We start from the raw sequence: 5,637 nt of genomic DNA, 5'->3' as shown, positions 1-5,637 counted from the left end.
GGCAACGGCAGCGCCGCGCCGGCCACCGCGGCCCCGGCCAAGCCGGTGCAGGTCGTGGCCACCCCGGTCAAGGCCGCGCGCCAGGCCGAGCGTGGTGCGGCGGCGAAGAACGATTCGTTCCTGACCCGCCTGGGGCGCAAGCTGCGCTCGCTGGTGTCCAGCTCCTGAGCCGGACCGGCCGTCCGCCGCGTGCGACGCGCGCGGTGGACGAACACCCCAGCCGCTCCGGCATAATCGCCGGATGAGCGTTCTGCGGTTCGACAATGTCAGCAAACAGTACGCCGGCGGCCACGCGGCGCTGGTGGACGTCAGCTTCGAGGTCGAGGAGGGCGAGATGCTGTTCGTCACCGGCCATTCCGGTGCCGGCAAGAGCACCTTGCTCAAGCTGATCCACCTGAGCGAGCGGCCCTCGCGCGGTGCGGTGCTGTTCGGCGAGCGCAACCTGCTGAAGGTGCGCGGCCGCCGCGTGCCGCTGCATCGGCGCGAGGTCGGTGCGGTCTATCAGGACCACCGCCTGCTCACCGATCGCAGCATCGCCGAGAACGTCGCGCTGCCACTGATCCTGCGCGGCACCCGTCGCGCCGAGATCGGCAAGCGCGTGCGCTCGGTGCTCGAACGCATGGGCCTGGGCCACCGCGAGAAGGCGCTGCCTTCGCAGCTGTCGGCCGGCGAGCAGCAGCGCGTCGGCATCGCCCGGGCGATGGTCGGCGAGCCGCGGCTGCTGGTCGCCGACGAACCCACCGGCAACCTCGACCCGACCCTGGCCGCGGAGATCATGCAGCTGTTCGCCGAACTGCCGGCGCGCGGCACCAGCGTGCTGGTGGTCAGCCACGACCTGGCGCTGCTCAAGCAGATGCGCAAGCGCGTGCTGATCCTGGACCACGGCCGCCTGATCGACGACATCTCGCCGCAGGACCTGGCCGAATGAGCGCACGCAACGCCGGCGCCGCGGCGCCCTCGCGGCTGGGCGTGTGGTGGGATCACCACCTGCACAGCATCGTCTACAGCCTCGGCCGCGCCATGCGCAAGCCGTGGGCGACGCTGCTGACCATGGCGGTGATGGCGCTGGCGCTGACCCTGCCGCTGGGCCTGTCGATCGCCCTGGACAACCTCAAGCAGTTCGCCGGCAGCGTGCAGCAGTCGCGCGACATCAACGTGTTCCTGAAGACCGACGTCGACGCCGCCGCGGCGCAGGCGCTGGCGCAGACCCTGCGCGGCCGCGCCGACGTAGCCGCGGTAACGCTGCGCACGCCCGCCGAAGGCATGGCCGAGCTGCGCGACAGCGCCGGCCTGGGCGAAGCGCTGGACGCGCTGCAGGACAACCCGCTGCCGACGCTGCTGATCGTCACCCCGGCCGCGGCCGACGACACCCCGCTGGCGACCGCGCTGACCGCCCTGCCGCAGGCCGACCTGGTCCAGCACGACGCGCTGTGGCGCAAGCGCCTGGACGGCTGGCTGCATTTCGGCGAACGCCTGGTGCAGGTGCTGTCGTTGCTGCTCGGCGCCGGCGCGGTGCTGGTGGTCGGCAACACGGTGCGCCTGGACATCCAGTCGCGGCGCGAGGAGATCGGCGTGCTGCAGTTGCTCGGTGCCAGCGACGGCTTCATCCGCCGCCCGTTCCTGTACCTGGGCGCCTGGTACGGTTTCGGCGCCGGGGTGCTGGCGCTGGGCCTGCTCGCCGCCTCCGGCATGGCCCTGGGCCAGCCGCTGGCGGCGCTGGCCGACAGCTACGGTAGCCACTTCGTGCTGCACGGGCTGGACGCGCTGCACGCCGGCTTCGTCCTGCTCGGCACCCTGCTGCTGGGCTGGCTCGGCGCCTGGCTGGTGACCGGCCACTTCCTGCGCCAGACGCGGCCCACCGACACCTGAGGCGCACATGGCCGGGCACGAGCTCAAGCATCTGATCAGCGCCGCCCCCCGGGTGATGGTGGTCGATGGCTCGAAGCTGGTGCGCAAGCTGATCGCCGACGTGCTGCATCGCGAACTGCCTGACGTGACCGTGGTCGGCTGCGCCAGCATCGCCGAGGCGCGCGCCGCGCTGGAGGCCGGCCCGGTCGACCTGGTCACCACCTCGCTGGGGCTGCCCGACGGCGACGGCCTGACCCTGGCCCGCAGCGTGCGCGAGGCCGCCGGCCAGGCCTACGTGCCGGTGATCGTGGTCTCCGGCGACGCCCAGCAGCACCTGGTCGAGCGCCGCTTCACCGAGTACGTCACCGACTATTTCGACAAGGCGCTCGGCCACGAGGCGCTGGCCACCTTCATCCGCGGCTACGTGCAGCCGCAGCCGGTGGCCGGCGCCACCGTGCTCTACGTCGAGGACAGCCGGGTGGTGGCCGAAGCCACCAAGCGCATGCTCGAGCGCCAGCAGCTGCACGTGGTGCACGTGCTCAGCGCCGAGGACGCGTTCGCCCTGCTGACCGCCGAGTCGCTCGGCCGCACCACCCGCCGCATCGACCTGGTGCTGACCGACGTCACCCTCAAGGGCGAACTCAACGGCCGCGACGTGGTCCAGCGCATCCGCGTCGACTTCGCCTACGGCAAGCGGCGCATGCCGGTGCTGGTGATGACCGGCGACAGCAATCCGCACACCCAGTCCGAGCTGCTGCGCGCCGGCGCCAATGACCTGGTGCAGAAACCGATCGAAGAGCGCCTGCTGGTCACTAAGGTGCTGTTCCAGTTGCGCCTGGCGCGGCTCGACGAGATCGCGGTGACCTTCTGACCGATGTGATGTCCCGAGCCTGGAAGCGATGAGCAACAACGAAGACGAAAGCCGGATCCAGCTGGAGCCGTCGTGGAAGGCGCAGGTCGGCGACCGGCTGCTGCGTCCGGAGATGCGCGAGCTGGCCACCTTCCTGCGCCAGCGCAAGGCCGCCGGTGCGCGGGTGTTCCCGCCGGGGCGGCAGATCTTCGCCGCCTTCGACGCCACCCCGTTCGAAAAGGTGGAGGTGGTGATCCTCGGCCAGGACCCGTACCACGGCGACGGCCAGGCGCACGGGCTGTGCTTCTCGGTGCTGCCGGGGGTGCCGGTGCCGCCGTCGCTGCTGAACATCTACAAGGAGATCGAGGACGACCTGGGCATCCGCCGGCCGGACCACGGCTGCCTGCTGCCGTGGGCGCAGCGCGGCGTGCTGCTGCTCAACGCGGTGCTGACGGTGGAGGAGGGCCGCGCCGGCGCCCATCAGGGCAAGGGTTGGGAGGGCTTCACCGACCACGTCGTGGAGACCCTCAACCGCGAGCGCGAGGGCCTGGTGTTCCTGCTCTGGGGCAGTTACGCCCAGGCCAAGGGCAAGGTCATCGACACCCGCCGCCACCGCGTGCTGAAGGCGCCGCACCCCTCGCCGCTGTCGGCGCACCGCGGCTTCCTCGGCTGCAAGCATTTCTCCGCGGCCAACGAGTACTTGAAGCGCCGGGGTGCCGCCCCCATCGACTGGAGTCTGCCGCCGCGCGCGGAGCTGGAAGCGGCGCTGGGCGGCGCCTGAATCGCGGTTGGACGGGGCGACGCTGTCGCCTGACGTGGACGCCATTTTCGCGAACCGGCTGCTACTTTTGCGGTCAGAGAACGGGATGACGATGCGTCCCGATTGTTTCAGTGGCTTGTGATGCAGTGTCATTCCTGATTCATATGTTGCATAAACAGAACACAGGAACTTTTTACTGTACCCAGCAGTCCAATTAGTAGACTGCTAAGATGAGCCCTATGAGCCAGACGCTTACTTCCAACGCATTGGTTGCCAACAACCTCCCGATCCCCAGTCCGCTCGGTTCGCTGGATGCCTATATCGGCGCCGTGCATCAGATCCCGGTGCTGACGTCCGACGAGGAACGTGCACTGGCGGTGCGGTATCGCGACCAGGAAGACCTGGACGCGGCCCGCGAACTGGTCCATTCCCACCTGCGCTTCGTGGTGCACGTTGCCCGCGGCTACAACGGCTACGGCCTGCCGCTGGGCGACCTGGTCCAGGAAGGCAACATCGGCCTGATGAAGGCGGTCAAGCGCTTCGACCCGGACATGGGCGTGCGCCTGGTCAGCTTCGCGGTGCACTGGATCCGTGCCGAAATGCACGAGTACATCCTGAAGAACTGGCGCATCGTCAAGGTCGCCACGACCAAGGCGCAGCGCAAGCTGTTCTTCAACCTGCGCAAGTCCAAGACCCGCCTGGGCTGGATGAACGCGGCCGAGGTCACCGCCGTGGCCAAGGACCTCAACGTGTCCGAGCGCGAGGTGCTGGAGATGGAGTCGCGCCTGTCCGGTCGCGACATCGGTTTCGATGCGCCGTCCGACGAGGACGACGACCACGCGCCGCCGTCGCCGGCCGCGTATCTGATGGCCAACGAGGAAGATCCCTCGCAGGCCTACGAACGCGCCGACAGCGAGGACAACCAACTGCAGCTGCTGCGCGAAGGCCTGGCGGAACTGGATGCGCGTTCGCGCGACATCATCAAGCGCCGCTGGCTGGATGCCGACAGCAAGATCACCCTGCAGGAACTGGCCGACGAGTACGGCGTGTCGGCCGAGCGCATCCGCCAGATCGAGGCGAACGCGCTGAAGAAGATGAAGGCGCTGTTCGTCGCCTGAGTCGCCTGCGGCGAGCGATTGCAACGCGCGAAAAGGCCCGGCATTGCCGGGCCTTTTTTTGTCTTGGGCGGCGGCGATGGCCGGCTGGGGAAGCCCATCCGCACGCCGCTGGATCACGACTCCGGCGGACGCGCCACCGGCAGGTGCCAGCCGTAGCGGATCGCCATGAAGCGCAGGCCGAAGCACAGCACCGCACCCACCCCCAGGCCCCAGGGCTGCGGCAGGTGCAGCACCTGCGCCGCGGCCACCACGCCGCCGCCGAGCAGCGCCGCCACCGCGTACAGCTCGGCCTGCAACACCACCGGCGTGCGCGCCACCAGCAGGTCGCGGACGATGCCGCCGCCGATGCCGCTGAGCATGCCCAGCAGCGGCGCGCTGAGCGGGCCCAGGCCGAACGCCAACGCCTTGCTGGTGCCGTAGACCGCGAACAGCGCCAGGCCCATCGCGTCGAAGATCTGCACCGGATTGCGCAGGCGCTCGACCGTGTGGTGGCTGTAGAAAGCCAGCAGCCCGGCCAGGCAGGCGACGCCGAGATAGCGCACGTCGGCCAGCGCCGCCGGCGGGGTGGCGCCGATCAGCACGTCGCGGGCGATGCCGCCGGAGACCGCGGCCGCGCACGACAGCACCAGCACCCCGAACAGGTCCAGGCGGTGGCGCACGCCGACGGTGGCGCCGCTGATCGCGAACACGAAGGTGCCCAGCAGGTCGAGCAGGAACAGGAAGGTGGCCAAAACGGCACTGCGCTGCAGCAAAAAGGCCGGCTAGGATCGCAGCCCGGCCTTGCAGTGTCACCTGTCCACGGGCGGTGCGGGCCGCGCCTGCGTGTCCTCCGCCGCGGGCGGGTCGCCGAGGATGATGCGCGCGGCGCGCTGGTAGCTCCAGTACGCCCAGGCCCAGTTGAGCAGCACCACCACGCGGTTGCGGAAGCCGATCAGGAAGAACACGTGCGCGGCCAGCCAGAACCACCAGGCCAGCACCCCGGAGAGCTGCAGCCGGCCCAGGTGCACGATCGCGGCCATGCGCCCGATCGTGGCCAGGTTGCCGTAGTCGGCATAGCGGAA

At 69.9% G+C, this 5,637-nt stretch carries 6 protein-coding genes and 1 pseudogene; 5 read left to right on the top strand and 2 right to left on the bottom strand.

Going from position 1 to position 5,637, the window contains the following annotated elements:
- Positions 1-241: 241 nt before the first annotated feature.
- The 5 genes from ftsE (at position 242) to rpoH (ending at position 4,576) form a co-directional block, all read left to right on the top strand.
- Positions 242-928 (top strand): cell division ATP-binding protein FtsE, encoded by a 687-nt coding sequence (ftsE, locus tag D180_RS18640; protein ID WP_017909423.1) that lies wholly within the window; start codon positions 242-244, stop codon positions 926-928.
- Positions 925-1,869: a permease-like cell division protein FtsX gene (gene ftsX, locus D180_RS18635; protein ID WP_010343178.1), complete on the top strand. Its 945-nt coding sequence runs from the start codon at positions 925-927 to the stop codon at positions 1,867-1,869. The genes ftsE and ftsX overlap by 4 nt, the downstream gene beginning before the upstream one ends.
- Positions 1,870-1,876: 7 nt before the next feature.
- Positions 1,877-2,719, top strand: coding sequence for a response regulator (locus tag D180_RS18630; RefSeq protein ID WP_017909425.1), 843 nt, complete (start codon positions 1,877-1,879; stop codon positions 2,717-2,719).
- Between the two features lie 28 nt (positions 2,720-2,747).
- Positions 2,748-3,479 carry a uracil-DNA glycosylase gene (gene ung, locus D180_RS18625; protein ID WP_017913977.1) on the top strand — a complete coding sequence of 244 codons (732 nt, stop codon included), beginning with the start codon at positions 2,748-2,750 and terminating at the stop codon, positions 3,477-3,479.
- A 218-nt stretch (positions 3,480-3,697) separates the two neighbouring features.
- On the top strand, positions 3,698-4,576 hold the full coding sequence (gene rpoH / locus D180_RS18620; RefSeq protein WP_026143641.1) for an RNA polymerase sigma factor RpoH: 879 nt from the start codon (positions 3,698-3,700) through the stop codon (positions 4,574-4,576).
- A gap of 113 nt (positions 4,577-4,689) precedes the next feature.
- Here the strand turns inward: rpoH and D180_RS18615 are convergent, their stop codons facing one another.
- Positions 4,690-5,307, bottom strand: coding sequence for a trimeric intracellular cation channel family protein (locus D180_RS18615; RefSeq protein ID WP_026143642.1), 618 nt, complete (start codon positions 5,305-5,307; stop codon positions 4,690-4,692).
- A 57-nt stretch (positions 5,308-5,364) separates the two neighbouring features.
- A pseudogene (locus D180_RS18610) lies at positions 5,365-5,637 on the bottom strand (NAD(P)/FAD-dependent oxidoreductase); the annotation flags it as partial.

This window comes from Xanthomonas sp. SHU 166 (genome assembly GCF_000364685.1).
Classification (GTDB): Bacteria; Pseudomonadota; Gammaproteobacteria; order Xanthomonadales; family Xanthomonadaceae; genus Xanthomonas_A; species Xanthomonas_A sontii.
Note: the sequence above shows the minus strand (reverse complement) of the source record. Positions and strands in the feature narration are given on the sequence as shown.